Source organism: Roseovarius sp. MMSF_3359, from assembly GCF_030733385.1.
GTDB lineage: Bacteria > Pseudomonadota > Alphaproteobacteria > Rhodobacterales > Rhodobacteraceae > Roseovarius.
This window is the reverse complement of the sequence record NZ_JASHJC010000019.1, coordinates 36,965-55,861: the sequence shown is the minus strand read 5'-3', so window position 1 is coordinate 55,861 and position 18,897 is coordinate 36,965. Positions and strand designations below refer to the sequence as shown.

Here is an 18,897-nt window from a genome sequence, read left to right as displayed (position 1 = left end):
ACCATCGTTGGAGGTATGCGTCACCATAAAGTGCGATGCACCACCTGGGTGCGCCCACCCGCGGTCGGGCGATGCCCTCTGTTGCAATGGCGATTGACGGACCGCTTAGCCCCGCAACGCCTGTATTCGAGCACGAAACTCGGCGCTGGTGGGCCAGGGCGCGGCGATGAGGCGCACCGGCAGACGGAGGATTACCGCCGTCACCGATCCTCAAGGAGCATGTCGCTGGCTTTCTCGCCGATCATGATCGCGGGTGCGTTGGTGTTGCCCGATACGATCTCGGGCATGATCGAACAATCCGCCACGCGGAGACCGCGGATGCCGTGCACCCTAAGCCGCGCATCCACGACCGCATCCTCGCCATTGCCCATCTTGCAGGTCCCCGTCGGGTGATAGATCGACGCGGTGTTGTTGCGCGCCCAGTCGAGCGTGCCGTCATAGTCATCCATCTCTAGATCGGCATTGGGCCGGAACTCTTCGGAGATCTTCGAGGTCAGCGGCGCGTGGCGGGCGATCGTGCGGGCGATCTTGACGCCCTCGACGATGGTCCGACAATCGGTTTCGGTCGACAGGTAGTTCGGGATGATCTTGGGGTAGGTGCGCGGATCGCTGCTGGCCAGGCGAATCTCGCCACGGCTTTCGGGGCGGAGCTGACAGACCGACATGGTGAAGGCGGAAAACTTGTCCGCGCCCTTGCCGGGATTTTCTGCCGAGAGCGGCTGCACATGAAACTGGATATCCGGTGTTTCCTGATCCTCGTTTGTCTTGAGGAAGCCGGTCGCAAGGCTTGCGGCCATGGTCATCGGCCCGGCGCGGAAGAGGGCGTATTTCAACCCGATCTTGGCCTGGCCAAACAGGCTGCTGACCTCGTCATTCAGCGTCGGCTCGTTGCATTTGTAGACAAGCCGCGCCTGCAGGTGGTCCTGCATGCCCTTGCCGACGCCCTTGAGGTCCTTGATGACCGGGATGCCATGTTCCGCGAGCTGTTCCGCCTCGCCGATCCCCGACAGCATCAGAAGTTGTGGCGAGTTGATGGCCCCGCCACAGAGCACGATTTCGCGGTTTGCGGTCACGGTCTGCAGCTTGCCGCTGCGGTCCTTGTAGCTCACACCGGTGGCGCAACCGCCGTGGATTTCGATCTTGTCGACCTGCGCATGGGTGACGATCTGCAGGTTTTCGCGCTTCTTGATCGGGTTCAGGTAAGCCACCGCCGCGCTGCACCGGCGGCCATTGCGGGAAGTGAGCTGGAAAAACCCCACGCCCTCCTGGTTTTCGCCGTTGTAGTCGGGGTTGAACGCATATCCCGCCGCCTGCGCCGCCGCGACCCAGGCATCGGTGATGGGCCGTTGGATGCGCATGTTCGACACCGAAAGCGGACCCTGATCGCCATGAAATTCATCGGCGCCCCGTTCGTTATTCTCGGCGCGCTTGAAGAGGGGTAGCACATCGTCCCATCCCCAGCCAGCATTGCCCATCTGCCGCCACCGGTCGTAGTCCTGCGGCTGTCCGCGCACATAGAGCAATCCGTTGAGCGAGGATGATCCGCCCAAAACCTTGCCGCGCGGCCATTCGATGGAGCGGCCATTCAGCCCCGGATCGGGTTCTGTCTTGTAACACCAATCAACCTTAGGGTTATGAATGGTTTTGAAATACCCGACAGGAATGTGTATCCATGGGTTGAGGTCCCGGCCCCCCGCTTCAAGCAGGAGCACCCTGTTCTTGGGATCGGCGCTGAGACGATTGGCCAGAACGCACCCGGCCGAACCCGCCCCGACGACTACATAATCTGCCTCCATCTTTCTCGCCCTCCACATCTTTTCAAAAATAATTCTAGGCAGGTTCGAAAAAATATACTAGTCTTTTTTGAAACTAAAAGTCTCAACCAATGAAACACTTCACGGGAGGAACCAAATGAGTGTATTTAATAAACTAGACCGCATATCGCGCCGCGATGTGTTCAAGCTAGCAGGGCAGTACGGGATGAGTTCCACGCTGCTTGCGGCGGGAACCTTCGGGGGGGCCATGAGCTTGGCCAACTTGGCGAAAGCGGCCGAATCAACCTACGAAAAACGATTCGCCAAGGAGCCGAAATTCAAGCTGAAGTTCGGGGCGGCGGGCTTCAATGCGCGCAACCTGTTGATCGAACGCGCCGGTGCTTTGGAATTCGCCCGCGACCTGGAAAGCCGCACAGACGGTGAGATTCGCGTTGAGTTCATCGGCGACAACCAGATTTGTGGTCAGGTTTCCTGCGTTGAGAAGGCGCAGCAGGGCATTGTCGACATCTATGCCGCCTCCACGCAGAACTCTGCCGGTGGTGCGCCCTATCTGAACGTTCTGGACTACGCGTTCATGTTCCGGAGCCGTGCGGACCAGTACCACTTCCTCTACCACCCGAAGTCGGTGGAACTGCTGCGTGACCCCTATGAAAAGCGTCATGGCCTGAAGTTCCTGTTCTCGCACGCTGAACTGCGCGGCATCCAGCTGGGCCTCGCGTGGGAAGACAAGGAAACCGTCACCAGCATCGAGCAACTGTTCGGCACCAAGAACCGCGTCACGGGCACGCAGCTTGGCCGGATCGCGATGACCGCGCTGAACCTGAACCCGGTTCCGGTTGCGTGGGAAGAAACCCTCGACGGCCTCAAGCAGGGCCTGATCGACGGGGCGGAAACATGGGCATCGGCCGTGGCCTACGCCAACATGTCACCGGTTGTGTCCCAATCCGTGCATCTCGACTTCTTCTGCGGCACCGAGCACACGGCGATGAACGCCGGCGTCTTCGACAGCCTTGGCGGCGAGTTGCAGGACGCTGTTCTCGAAAGCTCCTACTGGGCGCAAACCCACGTGCAGGCAGCGAACGAAGCGGCACTGGTCAAAACGGTTGGTCTGTCCGATCCGCAGCTGCCGAACACCATCTTCGCCCAGAACAACGTGCGCAATGCCTTCCTGTCCAAGGAAGAGCGCCGCAAGGCCGAAGAGATGTGCTCGCCCGAGTTCCAGCCCCAACTGTGGGAAGAATGGCGCTCGCGTCTTAACGGCTGGTCCGGCGGTCTGGATACGTATCAGGAGATCTACGACATCGCGCGTGAGATCGAAGAAGATACGCTGCCAGAGAACGTCGAGCCACGTCGCTGGTGGAAAGCCTGATACCGGCTTAACAGTTAAAATGAGCCGGTTCGTTTCTCGCGAACCGGCTTGTTTTTATCGCTTTCAGGTAGGCTGAGGCGTTGTTGCGGTGTTTTGTCCATGCGGAGGAGCAAGACAAAACCCGTTGCCAAAGCTGAAATTGCTTTGATCCGCCAACGCTCTTTGAGCAGGATGAGGTGAGGAAACATAGGGAGGGGCGCGACATGTCGATTTGGTCGGATATGGTCACAATCGTTACAGCGACGCTGAGTGGAGATATTGATTTCAAGGTTGTGCAGGCGTATCGGTCCGAGGCCGCCTGGTTTGTATTTGGTCCTTTGACCGTCATCGGCGCTATTCTGACGTACTTCCTTTACAAGAAAGTGCCGTGGATTGATCGGAATTTCGAACGTTCCGTTATCGTTTATACCTACATCATCATCGCGCTCATCATCTTTGTCGGTGTGATTCAGCGATTCGTCTTTGCGTCTCAGGTTCCCTGGTCCACAACGATCCCGCCGCTCTTGTTCATGATCATGGCGTGGTATGGCTGTTCCTATAACGTCAAACTGCGGACGCATCTGAGTTTCAACGAGTTCCGCACCAAGATGGGCCGCTCCGGGCAGTTGACCTGCCTGATGCTGGACAACCTGTTGTGGTTTGTCTTCTGCATCATCGTCGTGACAACCACGGCGCGCGTCACCGTCAATACCTACGATAACTTCGCCATCGTGCTGGGGACAGACAACGTGATGCGTTGGTGGTTCCTTGTGACGATGCCCGTCTGCTTCATCCTGATGGCGGGCCGGGTTGTCGAAAACACGCTCGAAGACCTGTCGAACTTCCGCCAGGGCAAACCGCTTATTGAACAAGCTGTCATCGGGGGGGATGTCTGATGTCTGACGGAACATGGATCACACTTATCTCGCTCGGCGTGACCTTTCTTTTCATGCTTGGCACGCCGGTACTGCTCATCATCTTCTATTGGGTGATCGGCTGTAGCTTTGTCCTCGATCTGACGCTGGACAATACCGGGGCCGAGATGCTCAACGTCTTCAAGGACGGGTTTGCGCTTCTCGCCATGCCGCTCTTTATCCTGACCGGTGACTTGATCAACAAGTCAGGGATCGCAAAACGATTGTCCGATTATGCCTATGCCTGTCTGGGTTGGCTGCGCGGCGGTCTTGCGATGGCCTCCATCGGGGCCTGCGGCCTCTTCGCCGCGATCTCGGGGTCGAACTCGGCCACCACCGCAACGATCGGCTCGATGCTGCACCCTGAAATGGTCAAAGGCGGCTATGACGAACGCTTCTCAGCGGCCACCGCCGCGGCGGGCGGCACCGTCGGGATCATCATCCCGCCGTCGATCATCTTCATTGTCTATGGCTTCCTGATGAACCTTGAGGTGGGTCAGCTCTTCCTCGCCGGTATCATTCCGGGTGTCCTGATGGTCATGGCGATGATGGCGGTCTGCTTTGTTGTCTGCACGCTCAATAAATGGGGTATCCTGATCAGCATCAGCCCGACGCGGATCGTCAAGACCGCGATTGGGGCCTGGTTGGGCTTCTTCGCCATCGGCCTCGTGCTCTGGGGTATCTACACCGGCAAGTTCTCTCCCACCGAAGCGGCGGGTGTGACGGTTGGTTTTGGCATCATCGTGGGCCTTGTCAGTTATCCGCTGAACAAGCTCATGGGCTCGGATTCCAACACGCCGATTGATCAGAAGTCGATTTCCTCGATGTTCGTGGTCGAAGGCTTCACCTTGCCCGAGATCCCCTCCATCGTGGTGCGCTCGGCACAGATCACCGGTATTCTTGCACCGCTCATTGCCGTGTCGGTCGTGATGCAGCAGATCCTGTCGCTGCTCGGCGCACAGGAAACGATCGGCGGTTTCGTGACCAGCATGGGCGGCTACTATCCGGTGCTCTTCACGTCGATGGCGATGGTCTTCGTGGCCGGCATGATTCTCGAAAGTCTGCCTGTCACGATCATCATGGCGCCGATCCTGGCCCCGATTGCCGCATCGGTCGGTGTTGATCCGATCCACTTCTCGGTGATCTTCCTCGTGGGGGCATCCATCGGCTTTATCACGCCTCCATATGGGCTTAACCTTTATGTGGCATCCGGTGTAACAGGTGTTCCATATTTCCGGTTGTTGCGTTACTCGACGATGTACTTGTTCTCACTGATCTTTGTGTGGATCATTGTCGCACTGACGCCGCAACTCGCATTGTTCCTGTTGCCCAACTGATGAAGTGAATTGCCCATGCCCGACGACGATCTGAAAGGTAAAGACGAGCAGATCCCAACCAATTTGAGATTGCTCATGATCCTGGAAGAAGTCGCTCGGGCAGGGGTGCCGGTCAAACCGGCGATGATCGGCAAGCTGATTGGCCTGCCCAAGCCCACCGTGCACCGCCTGTTTCAGACCGCCGAGGCCGAAGGCTTCCTGCAGCGTGATCTGGACGGGCGGTCCTACGGTCCCGGGCCACGGCTCCGGGATCTGTCGGTCAACGTCATGTCGTCGCAGCATATGCGCACCGCGCGCCTGGCGATCCTCAAATCCGTGGCCGAAGAGGTCGGTGAGACATGCAACCTCGCCACGCCGGATCGGGAAGGGATGGTCTATCTCGACCGGGTTGAAACCCATTGGCCGCTCAGAATCCAATTACCCGTCGGGACGCAGGTGCCGTTTCACTGCACCGCCAGCGGCAAGATGTACTTGTCGTCGCTCAAACCCTCGATGCTGGAGGGATACCTGGCGGCGGACCCGCTGGAGGCGCTCACGGAACGCACGATCACCACACCGGATGCGCTGCGCAGTGAGCTTGATCTGACGCGGGAGCGTGGCTACTCCATCGACAACGAGGAATTCATGACCGGGATGACCGCCACGGCGGTGCCGGTTACGGACGGGCAGGGCAGGCTGGTCGCCACGCTGTCGGTTCACGTGCCGGTGCCAAGGCGCACCCTCGAAGATCTTCTGACGGCGCTACCGGTGCTGAAGGCCGGGGCGGAAAAGCTCTCCAAGCTGAACGTCGAATAACCACCGCAATCGCTTTCGGGATTTCATGGGATTTTCGGGCCAAAGCCTGAGCCGTGTCCCGCAATGTATCGAATCAGGGCGTTAGTTGCGCGGTGATTCACCAGGTTTTCCCGAAACTTGATCCGTTTTGCCTGGGTTTTATTCGTCAATTGAGCTAACAGTGGAAAAAATTTGGGAATTCGCGGGAAAAATTTTCACTGCCAAGTTGGCTTCGAAAAGATCTATATATAGTATTTTAGGTGATCTGGAGCACCAGGTAGTGCGGTATTTTGGAAATTTCACCCACATTATGTTGTTTTGGAAGGGTGTGTGAAACAAGATGATGTGTTCATAAGGCGCATATTTTTATTGATTTCCATGAATTCCCATGGCATCCCTGTATTCAAGATGAGGACGGGAAGACAAGGGGCAACTAAAGAACCCCGAAACAAAACTCCCAAGTCAGGTTTCATACAGGCACCCGCTTTCATCGAAATTAAGGATCCGGCGCGCGGGCGAGCAGACATCCCCCCAGGTGGCGCGCGCAGCTGGACACACCCCGCATAGCGGGACGAGGGCGGCGGATTGGGCAGTGGCAGCAGCTCAATCCGCCGTTTCGTGTTTAAGAGGTTCGTTGGGGGGAGAGAGGCAAACGGGACAGTGGTTCTCAGCTTCAGAGGCGAGTTCAACCAGAAGGTTGACAGCAAGGGTCGCATGTCGATCCCTGCTGATTTTCGCGCTGTGCTGGCCGATGGTGACCCGCGATGCCCGGAAAATCCGCTCCCCCGCCTTGTCGTGCTGCACGGCCCCCACCTGAAGGGGTGTCTCCACGCCTATACCATTGATGCCATGGCTGAAATCGAAGATGGCATTCGCCGTTTGCCGCGCGGCTCTGCTGAGCGCAAGCGCGCCAGTCGCCTGATCCTCGGGAAATCCTGGGACACGGAGATTGAAAAGGACGGTCGCATCGTTCTGCCGCAGCGGCTGCGGCAGCAGATCGGACTTGAGCGCGAAGCGGTAATGGTCGCGATGGGTGACTATTTCGAGATCTGGAATGCCCAGACCTATGAAGAGGTCGAGGCGGCAGAGACCAATGCCTGGCTCGAAAACATGCCCGAGGATTACGATCCTCTCTCCCTGATCAGCCCCCCCGGCGGGGATTGATCCATGGGGAGTGCTGCCGCCGATATCCCCCACATTCCGGTGCTGATCGCCCCCCTGATCGCCGCGTGTTCCCCGATTGGAGGAACCTGGCTTGACGGCACGTTTGGCGCGGGCGGCTACGCGCGTTCACTGCTTGAGGCTGGCGCGGATCGGGTGATCGGTGTGGACCGTGACCCGCTGGCGCTTGAAATGGCGGGGGGCTGGGCCGGTGAGTATGGCGAACGGCTCAAGCTGGTGCAGGGGGTCTTTTCCGAGCTTGATGACTACGCCAGTGATCTTGATGGCGTAGTGCTCGATCTGGGGGTCAGTTCCATGCAGCTCGACCAGGCGGATCGCGGGTTTTCCTTCATGAAAGACGGGCCGCTCGACATGCGGATGAGCCAGGCAGGGCCATCCGCCGCCGACCTTGTAAGTGATGCGTCCGAGGCTGACCTGGCCGACATCCTCTACCTCTATGGCGAGGAGCGCGCCAGCCGTCGGATTGCCCGCGCCATCGTAAAGACCCGGGGCGAGGGGCGCATTACGACCACGCTGCAACTTGCGGATATCGTTGAGAAATGCCTGCCGCGCGCCAAGCCCGGTCAGGCGCATCCCGCGACACGCAGCTTCCAGGCGATCCGCATCGCCGTCAACGATGAGTATGGCGAGCTTCTGGGCGGGCTGGAGGCGGCGGAACGGGCGTTGAAACCCGGCGGGCAGCTTGCGGTCGTGACCTTCCATTCGATCGAAGACCGCATGGTCAAACGCTTTTTCCAGGCCCGCTCCGGCGGGGGTGGGCGCGGTAGCCGCCATGCGCCCGAGACAAAAGCGGCCGAGCCGCAATTCACGCTCAAAAGCCGCAAGGCCATTGGCCCGGATGCGGACGAGTTGGCCGCAAATCCACGCGCCCGCAGCGCCAAGCTGCGCGTCGCCATCCGCACCGACGCTGCACCGGGCAAGACCGACCGCAAATCCATCGGCATGCCACTTCTAAAAGGGGAGATCTGATGCGTAGTTTCTTCTATGTGATGACCGCTTTGACCGTGATTGGCCTCGCATTCTGGGCTTATCACGAGAATTACGAGACGCAGGAGGCGCTCAGCAAGGCGGAGAAGCTGCAACGCGATATTTCCCAGGCACGTCAGCGGCTTAGAGTGCTCAATGCCGAATGGGCCTATCTCAACCGCCCAGATCGACTGCGCGATCTGGCCGAGATCAATTTTGACAAGCTGGGCCTTCTGCCGCTGCAACCCTACCAGTTCGGCAAGGTCGATCAGGTGGCCTATCCGCCCGAAGACCTGCTTCCGATCACCGATCCCGTGGACGTCATCAACCTGGAGCTTGCCGAATGATCCGCACGCCGCTTCGCCCGCTGGCCCGCATTCTCGACGCCCGCAACAAGGGCGAAAACCCCGACGCGATCGAGCGTGAAAATATCCGCCTGCGCCACGAAGAGATGCGTGACCGCGCCCGCACCCGCGCCGAGGGGCGGCTTCTGGTCATGGGGGCGATGTTCTTCTGCGCCTTTGCCGTGGTGGGCGGACGCATGGGCGTTCTGGCCTCGTCCGAGCCGACAGAGCCGCGCAGTTCCATCGCGGGGGCCAGCATCATTGCGGAGCGCGCCGATATCGTCGACCGCAAGGGCCGCATTCTCGCGACCAACTTCCAGACGCACAGCCTTTACGCGCAGCCGCAGCAGATGATCGAACCGCTCAAGGCGGCAGAACGGCTGGCCGAAATCTTCCCGGATCTCGATCACGACCGGCTGGTCAAGGATTTCACCGGAAAGCGCAAGTTCCTGTGGATCAAGAAGAAAATCAGCCCGGAGCAGATGCAGGCAGTGCACGAATTGGGCGAGCCGGGGTTGCTTTTTGGGCCGCGCGAAATGCGGCTCTATCCCAACGGAAGTCTTGCCGCGCATGTGTTGGGCGGGGCGAGTTTTGGCCGCGAGGGTGTGCATGCGGCCGAGGTGATCGGCGTGGCGGGTATCGAAAAGCAGTTCGATGAGCGCCTGCGCGATCCGGCGCGCGGGCATGAACCGCTGCGTCTGTCGCTTGATTTGTCGATCCAGTCGGCGACCGAACGGGTGCTTTACGGTGGCATGAAGCTGATGAACGCCAAGGGGGCCGCCGCTGTTCTCATGGATATCAAGACCGGCGAGGTCATCGCTCTGGCCTCCCTGCCGGACTTTGACCCCAACAATCGCCCGCAGCCGCCGGTGGAGGGTAGCCCGTCGGACAGCCCGCTTTTCAACCGCGCGGTGCAGGGTGTCTATGAGCTGGGCAGTACCTTCAAGATTTTCGCGGTGGCGCAGGCGATGGAGCTTGGCCTTGTGAACCCGTCAACCATCATCGACATCAAGGGGCCGTTGGTGTGGGGCAAACATCGCATCCGTGATTTTCACAACTATGGCAAGGAGTTAAGCGTCAGCGGCGTCATCATCAAATCGTCGAATATCGGCACCGCGCGGATTGCGCAGATGATCGGGGCCAAGCGGCAGCAGGAATTCCTGCGCAGCCTTGGCTTTTTCGACCCGACACCGCTTGAGATTGTTGAGGCAAAGGGTGGCAAGCCGCTCCTGCCGCGGAATTGGTCGGAGATTTCGACAATGACGATCTCTTACGGCCATGGGCTTTCGTCAAGCCCGCTGCACCTCGCCGCGGGATACGCGACCATTGCCAATGGCGGGACGCTGGTCACGCCAACGCTCCTGCGGCAACCGCGCGCGCAATTGGGGCCACGGGTCATGTCGGAACGCTCGGCGGCGGCGGCGCGCAAGATGCTGCGCGAGGTGGTGACCGAAGGCACCGCGAGCTTTGCCGAGGTGAAAGGCTATGCGGTGGCGGGCAAGACCGGGACCGCCGACAAGCCCAAGGAACGCGGGGGCGGCTATTATAAGGACAAGGTAATCGCCACTTTCGCCAGTTTCTTCCCGGCCCATGACCCGCAATATGTGCTGGTGGTGACGCTTGACGAACCGGTCGAGACTTCGGGCAAGGAGCCGCGCCGCACCGCCGGGTGGACCGCCGTGCCGGTCGCGGCCGAGATCACCCGCCGCGTCGCACCGCTTCTGGGGCTGAGGCCAGAGATTGAACCTGCCGAGTTAAGCGGTATAACCCTTACATCCAATTGACCCGGGGATAAGGGGGCAACGGTGGTGGGGCAGATCAAATCACTCGACGAGTTGGGCCTGACGGCGCAAGGTGGGCGCAAGGCCGAGATCACCGGGCTTGCCGTGGACAGTCGCGAGGTCAAGGACGGTTTCCTTTTTGCGGCACTGCCCGGTACGCGCGTTCACGGCGGCGAATTCATCCAATATGCCCTGCGCATGGGCGCGGCGGCGGTCCTGACCGACACGATGGGCGCGCGGATTGCGCATGAGGAACTGGCCGAGCGCGACGTGGCCCTGATCGTGGCCGAAGACCCGCGCCAGACTTTGGCCTATGCGTCGGCCCTCTGGTTTGGCGCGCAGCCCGAGATCGTGACCGCCGTGACCGGCACCAACGGCAAAACCTCCGTTGCGAGTTTCACGCGCCAGATCTGGATCGAACTGGGGCTTGAAGCGATCAATCTGGGCACCACGGGCGTCGAGGGCGCATTTACCGCGCCCCTGGCCCATACCACGCCCGAACCTATCACCCTGCACCGCGTCCTGGCCGAGGCCGAGGCGGCGGGCATCACCCATGCGGCGATGGAGGCGTCAAGCCACGGGCTGGCGCAGCGGCGGCTTGACGGGGTGAGGGTGGCGGTGGCCGGGTTTGCCAATTTCACGCAGGATCACCTCGACTACCACGCTGATTTCGAAGAATATTTCGCCGCCAAGGCTGGTTTGTTCGCCCGTGTCCTGCCCGAAGACGGCACGGCGGTCATCAACATGGATGATGCCCGCGGCACCGACGTTCTGGCCATCGCCCGGGCGCGAGGGCAGAACATCATCACCGTGGGCCGCAGCGACGGTGCCGACTTGCATCTTGAGGGGCAGCGGTTCGAGGCGACGGGGCAACGGCTGCGCTTTTCCTGGCTGGGCGAAGTGCACCAGGTCAAGCTCGACCTGATCGGCGGGTTCCAGGGGGAAAACCTTCTGCTTGCGGCCGGGATCTGTATCGGAGCCGGGGCCGACCCGGACCGCGTGTTCGAGACCTTGCCGCATATGAAAACGGTGCGGGGGCGGATGCAGCTTGCCGCGACACGCGAAAACGGCGCAGCGGTGTTTGTCGACTACGCGCACACGCCCGATGCGGTCGCGACCGCGCTCAAGGCGCTGCGCCCGCATGTGATGGGCCGGATGATTGCCATCGTCGGCGCGGGCGGTGACCGTGATCCGGGCAAGCGGCCCCTGATGGGGCAGGCGGCGGCGGAGAACGCCGATCTGGTGATCGTGACCGATGACAACCCGCGCTCCGAAGACCCCGCGACGATCCGTGCGGCGGTGATGGAGGGCTGCCCTGAGGCCACTAATGTAGGCGACCGGGCCGAGGCAATCCTGCGCGGGGTCGACGCGCTTGGCCCTGGCGATGCGCTGCTCATTTCGGGCAAGGGGCATGAGACCGGGCAGATCGTCGGCGATGACGTGCTGCCCTTCGATGATAGCGAACAGGCCAGCGTGGCCGTGGCGGCGCTTGACGGGGGCCTCGCATGAGCCTTTGGACCGCCAGCGAGGCGGCGGTGGCCACCGGCGGCACGGCGCAGGGCGATTGGCAGGCCACCGGTGTTTCCATCGACACCCGCACGATTGCCCCGGGCGACCTCTTCGTGGCGCTCAAAGACATTCGCGACGGGCATGAATTCGTGGAGCAGGCGTTGGAAAAAGGCGCGGCGGCGGCGATGGTGAGCCATATCCCTGAAGGCGTAGATCCCGACGCACCGCTTTTGATCGTTGATGATGTCTTGCCCGCGCTGGAAAGGCTGGGGCAGGCGGCGCGGGCGCGGACCGGTGCAAAGGTGGTTGCTGTGACCGGATCGGTTGGCAAGACCTCGACCAAGGAAATGCTGCGCGATGTGCTGAGCACACAAGGCAAAACCCACGCGGCTGAGGCCAGTTACAACAACCATTGGGGTGTGCCGCTGACGCTTGCGCGGATGCCGGCGGATACCGAGTTTGCCGTGATCGAGATCGGCATGAACCATCCCGGGGAAATCGCACCGCTTGCCCGCATGGCACGGCCCCATGTGGCGATGATCACAACCGTGGCGGCGGCGCATCTCGAAGCCTTCGAGAATATCGAGGGGATCGCCCATGAAAAGGCGGCGATCTTTGACGGGCTGGAGCCGGTTGGCACCGCCATTGTCAACATGGACCTGCCGACGACGCCGATCTTGTTGGACAAGGCCCGTTCGGTCGAAGCAGAGATCATCGGCTTTGGCGAGGCCAGCCCCGATTGCACGCTTGCCCGCGTGAGCCTCAGCGATGACAAGACCATCGTGCAGGCCACGATCGGAGGCGAGAAAGTCGTTTTCAAGATAAGCAGCGCCGGACGGCATTTCGCGATGAATGGTCTGGGTGTCCTGGCAGCGGTTGACGCCCTGGGCGCGGATGCGGGCATGGCGGCGATGGATATCGCGGGTTGGATGCCGCCGTCCGGGCGGGGCACGCGGGAGGTCGTATCGTTGGACAACGCCGATGAAGATCTGAGCTTTGACCTGATCGACGACGCCTTCAATGCCAACCCGACCTCGATGGCCGCGGCACTTGAAGTGCTGGCCGCCGCCCAACCACGTGACGGGATCGGCCGCGTCTCGAAAGGGCGCCGGGTCGCCATTCTGGGCGATATGCTCGAACTCGGCCCGGACGAAGAGGCGCTTCATACCGAGATTGCCGAGCTCCCCTTTATCGCCGATCTGCACGTCATTCACTGCGTCGGCCCCCGGATGCGTCACCTTTGGGACGCACTGCCGGAGCCAAAGCGCGGCAGGCATGTTGACTCCGCGCAGGAATTGGCAGAACAGGCGCACCGCATCATCGACGCCGGTGACGTCGTGCTGGTCAAGGGCTCCAAGGGTAGTTTTGTCAGCCAGGTGGTGACAGCCCTGCGCAAGGCAGGCCGGGTGATGGATGCCCAGAGAGGGGACGCGTAAATGCTCTATTGGTTGACCTTGTGGTCAGATGGCGGGGATTTCTTCAACCTCTTCCGCTACATCACTTTCCGGTCTGGCGGTGCGTTCCTGACGGCGCTTGTGTTCGGCTTTCTCTTTGGCAAGCCGCTCATCAACGTGCTCAGGCGCAAGCAGGGCAAGGGCCAACCGATCCGCGATGACGGCCCCGAGGGGCATTTTGCCAAGGCGGGCACGCCGACCATGGGTGGGCTGCTGATCGTGGGTGCGCTGCTCACCTCGACGCTTTTATGGGCGCGGCTCGACAACACGTTTGTCTGGCTGGTGCTTTTCGTGACCATGTCCTTTGGTATGATCGGCTATCTCGACGATCACGCCAAGGTCTCGAAACAGACCTCTTCGGGCGTGCCGGGCAAGCTGCGCCTGGCGCTTGGGTTCCTGATCGCGGGGATTGCGGCCTACTGGGCCACGCTCGCCCATCCCGACGCGCTGCAATACAAGCTCGCCCTGCCGGTCTTCAAGGACACGCTCATCAACATGGGCTTCCTTTTCATCCCCTTCGCGATGTTCGTCATCGTGGGCGCGGCGAACTCGGTCAACCTGACCGATGGCCTTGACGGGCTGGCCATCATGCCGGTGATGATCGCCGCCGGGACGCTTGGGCTGATTGCCTATGCGGTGGGGCGGGTCGACTTCACCGAATATCTCGACGTCCACTACGTGCCGGGTACCGGGGAGATCCTGGTTTTTGTGGCGGGGCTCTGCGGCGGCGGGCTTGGTTTCCTGTGGTACAACGCACCGCCCGCGGCGGTTTTCATGGGCGATACCGGGTCGCTGGCCCTTGGCGGTGCTCTAGGGGCCATCGCGGTGGCTTCGAAACACGAGATCGTCCTGGGCATCGTTGGGGGGCTCTTCGTCGTTGAGGCGCTTAGCGTCATTATTCAGGTGATCTATTTCAAACGTACCGGCAAGCGCGTGTTCCTCATGGCGCCCATCCATCACCACTATGAGAAAAAGGGCTGGGCCGAGCCGCAGATCGTGATCCGCTTCTGGATCATCGCGCTGATCCTCGCGATGATCGGTCTCGCCACGCTCAAGGTTCGCTGATGCCGCCCGTCCGCGACAGGCGCGCGATGATTTCGGGCATGTCGCCCGAGCTTGATCCGGTGATCTACCATTTCTGTACCTTCGCGGACGCAGAGGTCGCCAAAGCCGCAAGCGACCACGCCATCGCCAGTTTTACCGAGGCCGAGGGGATATCCCTCGTGCTGCCTGACGAGGCCGCGCGGGCATTGGGTGTTGCAAGCGACCTGCCGATGCAGCGCATCACGCTCAACGTCTATTCCGCGCTGGATGGGGTCGGGCTGACCGCGGCGGTGGCCGGGGTCTTGGCAGAGCAGGGGATCGCATGCAACATGGTGGCCGCGTACCATCACGATCATGCCTTCGTGCCTGCCGTTGATGCGCCGCGCGCGATGGAAATCTTGACGGGGCTGGCCGCGCGCAGTTAGGCCGCCCCCGGGTGATGGCAGGGTGAAGGGAAGAGGGCGGTGATACCGGTCAGAGGGTTTGAAGGCAAAAGCGTGGCCGTGCTTGGCCTTGGTCGCTCGGGGTTAAGCGCCGCGCGGGCATTGCGCGCAGGCGGTGCGCATGTGCTGGCCTGGGACGACAACCCGGACACGCGCGCTGCGGCCGAAGACGAGGGGTTCGCGCTTCGCGATCTGTCGAAGCCGGGTGGTTTTGACGAGGTGGCCAGCCTGATCGTCAGCCCCGGCATCCCGCATCTTTACCCCGCCCCCAACCGGATCGTGGCGGCGGGCAATGCGGCGGGTGTGCCGGTCGATAATGACATCGGGCTTTTCTTCCGCTCGCTCGGCAATGGCGACTGGCACCAGATGGAGCAGCCGCCCAAGGTCATCGCCGTGACCGGGAGCAATGGCAAATCGACCACCTCCGCGCTCATTCATCATGTGCTCTGTGAGGCCGGGAAGCCCGCGCAACTGGCCGGGAATATCGGCCGCGGCGTGCTGGATATCGACCCGCCCGAGGATGGCGGCGTGGTCGTGCTGGAACTCAGCAGCTACCAGACCGAGCTGGCCCGTGCGCTCACCCCCGATGTGGCGATCTTCACCAATCTCAGCCCCGATCACCTGGACCGTCACGCCGGGGTCGGCGGGTATTTCGCGGCCAAGCGACGGCTTTTTGCCGAGGGCGGGCCGGATCGTGCGGTGATCGGCGTGGACGAGGATGAGGGGGCATTTCTGGCCGGGCAGCTCTCGGAAGGGCCGGGGGATGATCGGGTGATCCGCGTGTCGGTTGCGCGGAAACTGTCGGGGCCGGGCTGGTCCGTCTTTGCGCGCAAGGGGTTCCTGAGCGAATACCGCAAGGGGCGTCAGGCCGGGTCGATCGACCTGCGCGCGATCAAGGGGTTGCCGGGCGCCCATAACCATCAAAACGCCTGCGCCGCCTATGCCGCCTGCCGGACCTTGGGCCTTGCGCCCAAGGCGATCGAGGCCGGGTTCCGCAGTTTCGGGGGCCTGCCGCATCGCAGTCAGATCATCGCCGAGGCCGATGGCGTGACCTACGTCAACGATAGCAAGGCCACCAATGTCGACAGTGCCTTGCAGGCGCTAAAGGCCTTCCGCAAGATCCGCTGGATCTGCGGCGGGCTGGAGAAAGAGGGTGGTTTGGCGGCGCTGGCGCCGGGTTTCGAGAACGTCCTCAAGGCCTATGTGATCGGACGTGAGGCGGCGGCGTTTGCGCTGCAGCTCGACGGGGTCGAGACCGAGATCTGCACCACGATGGAAGAGGCCGTCACGCGCGCCTACGCGGATGCCGAGGCGGGCGATACGGTCCTGTTGGCCCCCGCCGCCGCCAGCTTCGACCAGTATGATAGTTTCGAAAAACGCGGTGAGGATTTCATCACGCAGGTGCAGGCGCAGCTTTAGACCGTTGACAATTAGAAGCGCCGACGTGCGCCGCGCGAAAGTCAGCCCTCAATGACTGGCCAGTTTGTGAGAGAACGTCGGGTTGGGTGGAAAGCGCCCGATCAATCCCGCGCGATAAATCCGGGCAGGTCGTCCATCGACACCACATGGCAATAGATCATGTTGATGATCTCAAGCTCTCTGTCATGCAGCTCCATCGTCGCCGCCGCGCAGGCATCGTGAACCAGCACCACACCAAAGCTCTCATCGGCCAGTGACCGCACGCTCGAACTGACGCATTGATCGGTGAAAATACCCGACACGATCACGTCGGTGATCCCGATATTGTGCAGGATCAGGCGCAGGTTGGTGCCGGTGAGCGCGCTGTCGGTGGTCTTGGTCACCACGATCTCGTCGCCCTGCGGCGAGAGTTGCGGCACCACCTGGCTGTCTTCTCGATCCTTGGGCAGAAGCAGGTAGTTGAACCCGGGCTTTTTCTGGCTGAGCGACCGGTCGCGCCCATCTTCGGTCTGGCAGGCGATGCGGGCAAAGATCACCTCGATCCCCTCCGCGCGCGCCCAGTCGAGCAGTTTAGCGTTGTTGGGAATAACGACATTGTTCATCCGGTCGTAGAAGGGTTGCCAGCGGGCGGCCTCTTCGGGGTCGTCGTCAGGTTCGAGATACGTATTCTGAATGTCGATCACCAGAAGCGCCGTGCGTTTGGGGTCGAGAGTGATGTCTTCGGGGTCTTCGGCGGTCTCGTAGTAGAAACTGCGAAACGCTTTTTTCCAATTACTCATCATCGCCTCCTATGCGCCGATGCGATCCATCCATGCCTGGCCAAGACGGGCCGTGGTTGCGGCGAAGCCGGGGGCCAGTTCCTGGGGTTCGGGCGCCTCGATATGGCTGCCGATCCAGGCCAGCAACGCCATGCGCCGCAGCATCATGAACGTATCTATTTCCGCTTCCTCCTCCGCGCTAATCTCGCGGACGGAACGATAGCCGCGCACCCAGGCCGCCTTGAGATCGGGGATGCGCGGATCATCTTCGATGAAGCTGATCGCGGCAGCAAAATCATATAGAAACCAGCCCCAACCGCAATCGTCGAAGTCAATCAGCCGGGTGCGGGAGCCATCCACCAGCAGGTTGGCGAGCCGCATGTCCGCGTGAATGAGGTTGAACCGGTCGGGCGCCTTGCCGAACGCACCCAAGCGCGCGCGGATGGTGGCTTCGACCTTCTCGAGCGTGGGGCTGACCGTCTCATCCACCTCTGGCGCATCGCGCCAATTGCCCCAGGTTGGATTGTCGCCGAAGACCGCATCCACATCCCAGGTGAGGCGTTCGAAATCATCCGGCTTCTGCCAGCCGAGCACATGGTCGTGGCACCGTGCGGCAATCGCGCCCAGTTCTTCGTAGCCGCCGGTCATGTCGCCGCTCTCATTCGGTGCTTCGCCTTCGACGAAATGGAACAGAACCAGGTAACGCGGATCGGCAAGCCCCTCGACACGGGCCTGTTGGATCGGATCGCCATTCTTGCCGACGTAGTAGCCGGGCGTGATCACGACCTTTTCGGCATCAAGCGCCTCAAGCCAGGCCAGTTCGCATTCGATGGCGCGATGCGAATGATAGTTCTCGCGGTGTACCCGGAGGATGGATTTGTACCCGCCCGGTGCCTCGACCAGGTAGGTCGCGTTTTCCGACACGTTGATGAGCCGCGCCTTCGCGCCCTCGGGGACATCCCAGAGCGACAGGGACTGGTTTGCCAGCCTCTCCAGATACCCCAGCAATTCCTCCAATGGCATGTCTGTTCCGGCCATGGTCTTCTCCTGCGCTGGTCTTCAGATTTCCTCGATCGCTTCGAGCGATTCCGGGATGATCTGCCCGCCATCGACAACGATCTGCTGACCGGTGATATAGGCAGCTTCGTCCGAGGCAAAGAAGAGCGCGGCATTGCCGATATCCTCGACCGCGCCCAGACGTTTGAGCGGGATCGAAGCGGCCATGGTATCAAGGTAGTCCTGCCCTAGATCCTGCAGCCCTTCGGTATAGATATTGCCGGGCATCACCGCGTTGATCGTGGTGTTGTAGCGCGACAGTTCCATCGCGGCGGTCTTGAGGAACCCAAGCTGTCCGGATTTCGAAGCGCCGTAATGCGACCAGCCGGGGAAACCCGTAACCGGCCCGGTGATGGATGAGGTCAGCACGACGCGGCCCTTGCCGACCCTCTCGAAATGGGGGATCGACGCCTTGACGCAGAGAAACGAGGATTTGAGGTTGGTCGCCATCACCTGATCCCATTCGGCGGGGTCCATATCCACCATCTTGGTCTGCGGGAAGGCCCCGGCATTGGCGCACATCACATCAAGCCCGCCCTGTGCCGCGACAGTGCTGTCGACCATGGCCTTGACCGAGGCCCAATCGGCCACATCGCAGGTCTCGTAGCGTACATCGCCCTCGATCTCGCTGGCGGCGGATTTGAGGTCGGCCTCGTTCCGGGCGGCGATGGTGACCTTGGCACCTTGTCGCGCAAACACCTGCGCGATGCCGCGGCCGATACCTTTGGAGCCGCCGGTGACGATGACGCTTTTGCCTTTGAGAGATGTGAGCATGATGAAATCCTCCGAGTTT

Annotated in this window: 17 protein-coding genes; 13 read left to right on the top strand and 4 right to left on the bottom strand. The window is 61.3% G+C overall.

Features of this window, described 5'->3' with window-relative positions:
* Positions 1-200 precede the first annotated feature (200 nt).
* Positions 201-1,796, bottom strand: coding sequence for a GMC family oxidoreductase (locus RBB29_RS20245; RefSeq protein WP_306116692.1), 1,596 nt, complete (start codon positions 1,794-1,796; stop codon positions 201-203).
* Positions 1,797-1,911: 115 nt separating this feature from the next.
* On the opposite strand from RBB29_RS20245, the gene RBB29_RS20240 reads away from it, so the two are divergent.
* The 13 genes from RBB29_RS20240 to murD all read left to right on the top strand — a co-directional run bounded on the left by RBB29_RS20240 (position 1,912) and on the right by murD (position 16,290).
* Entirely contained in the window at positions 1,912-3,144 is a 1,233-nt protein-coding gene (locus tag RBB29_RS20240) for a TRAP transporter substrate-binding protein (protein WP_306116693.1), read from the top strand.
* Between the two features lie 203 nt (positions 3,145-3,347).
* Positions 3,348-4,019 (top strand): TRAP transporter small permease, encoded by a 672-nt coding sequence (locus RBB29_RS20235; protein WP_306116694.1) that lies wholly within the window; start codon positions 3,348-3,350, stop codon positions 4,017-4,019.
* Positions 4,019-5,374, top strand: a complete 1,356-nt coding sequence (locus tag RBB29_RS20230; protein ID WP_306116695.1) for a TRAP transporter large permease — start codon at positions 4,019-4,021, stop codon at positions 5,372-5,374. Before RBB29_RS20235 ends, RBB29_RS20230 begins: the two co-directional genes overlap by 1 nt.
* A 15-nt stretch (positions 5,375-5,389) precedes the next feature.
* Positions 5,390-6,169, top strand: a complete 780-nt coding sequence (locus RBB29_RS20225; protein ID WP_306116696.1) for an IclR family transcriptional regulator — start codon at positions 5,390-5,392, stop codon at positions 6,167-6,169.
* 693 nt (positions 6,170-6,862) lie between these two features.
* Positions 6,863-7,312 carry a division/cell wall cluster transcriptional repressor MraZ gene (locus tag RBB29_RS20220; protein WP_371931533.1) on the top strand — a complete coding sequence of 150 codons (450 nt, stop codon included), beginning with the start codon at positions 6,863-6,865 and terminating at the stop codon, positions 7,310-7,312.
* A 3-nt stretch (positions 7,313-7,315) separates the two neighbouring features.
* Positions 7,316-8,299, top strand: coding sequence for a 16S rRNA (cytosine(1402)-N(4))-methyltransferase RsmH (rsmH, locus tag RBB29_RS20215; protein WP_306116698.1), 984 nt, complete (start codon positions 7,316-7,318; stop codon positions 8,297-8,299).
* Positions 8,299-8,643: a cell division protein FtsL gene (locus tag RBB29_RS20210; RefSeq protein ID WP_306116699.1), complete on the top strand. Its 345-nt coding sequence runs from the start codon at positions 8,299-8,301 to the stop codon at positions 8,641-8,643. The genes rsmH and RBB29_RS20210 overlap by 1 nt, the downstream gene beginning before the upstream one ends.
* Entirely contained in the window at positions 8,640-10,424 is a 1,785-nt protein-coding gene (locus RBB29_RS20205; RefSeq protein ID WP_306116700.1) for a penicillin-binding protein 2, read from the top strand. The genes RBB29_RS20210 and RBB29_RS20205 overlap by 4 nt, the downstream gene beginning before the upstream one ends.
* 21 nt (positions 10,425-10,445) lie before the next feature.
* On the top strand, positions 10,446-11,930 hold the full coding sequence (locus tag RBB29_RS20200; protein ID WP_371931532.1) for a UDP-N-acetylmuramoyl-L-alanyl-D-glutamate--2,6-diaminopimelate ligase: 1,485 nt from the start codon (positions 10,446-10,448) through the stop codon (positions 11,928-11,930).
* A complete protein-coding gene (murF, locus tag RBB29_RS20195; protein WP_306116702.1) occupies positions 11,927-13,366 on the top strand; it encodes a UDP-N-acetylmuramoyl-tripeptide--D-alanyl-D-alanine ligase in 1,440 nt (479 codons plus the stop codon). The genes RBB29_RS20200 and murF overlap by 4 nt, the downstream gene beginning before the upstream one ends.
* Complete coding sequence (mraY, locus tag RBB29_RS20190) at positions 13,367-14,449, top strand: phospho-N-acetylmuramoyl-pentapeptide-transferase (RefSeq protein ID WP_306116703.1); 1,083 nt, start codon at positions 13,367-13,369, stop codon at positions 14,447-14,449.
* Positions 14,449-14,853 (top strand): ACT domain-containing protein, encoded by a 405-nt coding sequence (locus RBB29_RS20185; protein ID WP_306116704.1) that lies wholly within the window; start codon positions 14,449-14,451, stop codon positions 14,851-14,853. Before mraY ends, RBB29_RS20185 begins: the two co-directional genes overlap by 1 nt.
* Positions 14,854-14,892: 39 nt before the next feature.
* Positions 14,893-16,290 carry a UDP-N-acetylmuramoyl-L-alanine--D-glutamate ligase gene (gene murD, locus RBB29_RS20180; RefSeq protein WP_306116705.1) on the top strand — a complete coding sequence of 466 codons (1,398 nt, stop codon included), beginning with the start codon at positions 14,893-14,895 and terminating at the stop codon, positions 16,288-16,290.
* A 101-nt stretch (positions 16,291-16,391) separates the two neighbouring features.
* On the opposite strand, the gene RBB29_RS20175 is transcribed toward murD, so the two are convergent.
* Genes RBB29_RS20175 through fabG form a run of 3 tightly spaced genes read right to left on the bottom strand, consistent with a single transcriptional unit; the run spans position 16,392 to position 18,878 of the window.
* Positions 16,392-17,069 carry a cysteine hydrolase family protein gene (locus RBB29_RS20175; RefSeq protein WP_306116706.1) on the bottom strand — a complete coding sequence of 226 codons (678 nt, stop codon included), beginning with the start codon at positions 17,067-17,069 and terminating at the stop codon, positions 16,392-16,394.
* 9 nt (positions 17,070-17,078) lie between these two features.
* Positions 17,079-18,086, bottom strand: a complete 1,008-nt coding sequence (locus RBB29_RS20170) for a phosphotransferase enzyme family protein (RefSeq protein WP_306116707.1) — start codon at positions 18,084-18,086, stop codon at positions 17,079-17,081.
* A gap of 21 nt (positions 18,087-18,107) precedes the next feature.
* The gene (gene fabG / locus RBB29_RS20165) at positions 18,108-18,878 is read right to left on the bottom strand and encodes a 3-oxoacyl-ACP reductase FabG (RefSeq protein ID WP_306116708.1); all 771 of its coding nucleotides are present in this window, start codon (positions 18,876-18,878) and stop codon (positions 18,108-18,110) included.
* Between the last annotated feature and the right edge of the window lie 19 nt (positions 18,879-18,897).